This is a genomic window from Ottowia massiliensis (assembly GCF_900240305.1).
GTDB classification, from domain to species: Bacteria; Pseudomonadota; Gammaproteobacteria; order Burkholderiales; family Burkholderiaceae_C; genus Ottowia; species Ottowia massiliensis.
On sequence record NZ_LT964868.1, the window covers coordinates 1 to 1208 of the forward strand.

Annotated in this window: 2 protein-coding genes; one reads left to right on the plus strand and one right to left on the minus strand. The window is 66.9% G+C overall.

Going from position 1 to position 1208, the window contains the following annotated elements; all coding sequences use genetic code 11:
* The coding region (locus tag C1720_RS12545) for an SCO family protein (protein ID WP_102284702.1) at positions 1 to 473 on the plus strand (473 nt) is incomplete at its 5' end.
* Positions 474 to 514: 41 nt separating this feature from the next.
* Here C1720_RS12545 and C1720_RS12550 read toward each other — a convergent pair.
* Positions 515 to 1018, minus strand: a complete 504-nt coding sequence (locus C1720_RS12550) for a PD-(D/E)XK nuclease family protein (protein WP_102284703.1) — start codon at positions 1016 to 1018, stop codon at positions 515 to 517.
* Positions 1019 to 1208 lie beyond the last annotated feature (190 nt).

Below are 1208 nucleotides of genomic sequence, written 5' to 3' on the forward strand. Positions count from 1 at the left end.
TCGACGCCGATGGCCAGCCGCGCAGCCTGGCCGATTTCAAAGGCAAAGTCGTGGTGGTTTTCTTCGGCTACACCCAGTGCCCCGACGTGTGCCCCACCACGCTGCTGGAGCTGGCGCAGGCGCGCCAGAAACTGGGCGCCGAAGCCGGCCGGCTGCAAGGCATCTTCATCACGCTGGACCCCGCGCGCGACACGCCCGAAGTGCTCAAAGCCTACGTGACCAGCTTTGACGAAAGCTTCATCGCCCTGACCCCGCGCAGCCCCCAGGAGCTGGCCGCGCTGGCGCGCGAGTTCAAGATTTTTTACCGCCAGACGCCCGGCCCCATTGAAAACAGCTACACGCTCGATCACACCGCCGCCAGCTACATGTATGACCCGCAAGGCCGCCTGCGCCTGTATCAAACCTACGGCATCGGCGCTGACGCCATGGCGGCCAACGCGCGCGCGCTGCTGCACGAAAAAAGCGCGGACTGAGAGCCTGTGCAAGGTCTGCCCCGGGAAGCTTTGGGCAGGCTCTAGCCGATTTCGCTCATGCGCCCGTCAGACGAGAGCAGGGCGGCGCGCACGGTCTGGCCGGGGTGGGCGGCTTGCACGGCGGCGCGGTAGCGGGCCAGTTGCGCGGCGTAGTCGGGGTTGTGTTCGGGGTGCGCGGCGCTTTTGTAGTCCAGCACCCACCATTCGGGCTGGTTCGTGGCGGGATCAGGGCGGCAAACCAGCCGGTCCATGCGCAAGGTTTGGCCCTGGTGAAGGATTTCGACTTCGTCAAAGGCGGCAGTGAAGGCCCCGCGCTGCCAGGCCCATGCGCCTTCGCCGGTGAAGATGCGGCGGGCGGTTTGCAGGGCGGTTTGCGCTTGCGCGGGGGTGAGGCGGTATTGGCGGGCGATCGTCTGCTGGATGCTTTCGCCGCTGCCCTTGAGCCAGTCATCTCCGCCGTCGCGCCCGGCGCGCTCCAGCAGCCAGTGCATGGCCTGGCCCAGGCGGGCGGCTTCGGGGTTGGCGTCTGCAGGCGGGGCGGGCAGCCGGGGGGGGGCCCGGGGGGATGGCCCGTCCCTCCTTTATTTACCTCTCCGCGCGCCGGCCGTCTTACCACTGGTCGTGTGAGAGTCGGCCGTCCAACTACCACACAACTATCACGACATTTGCCCCTTGAAGAACTTAGCACACTCGGTAGCTCACTAACTCCGCCCGTCCTGCCACGCGACCAACTCT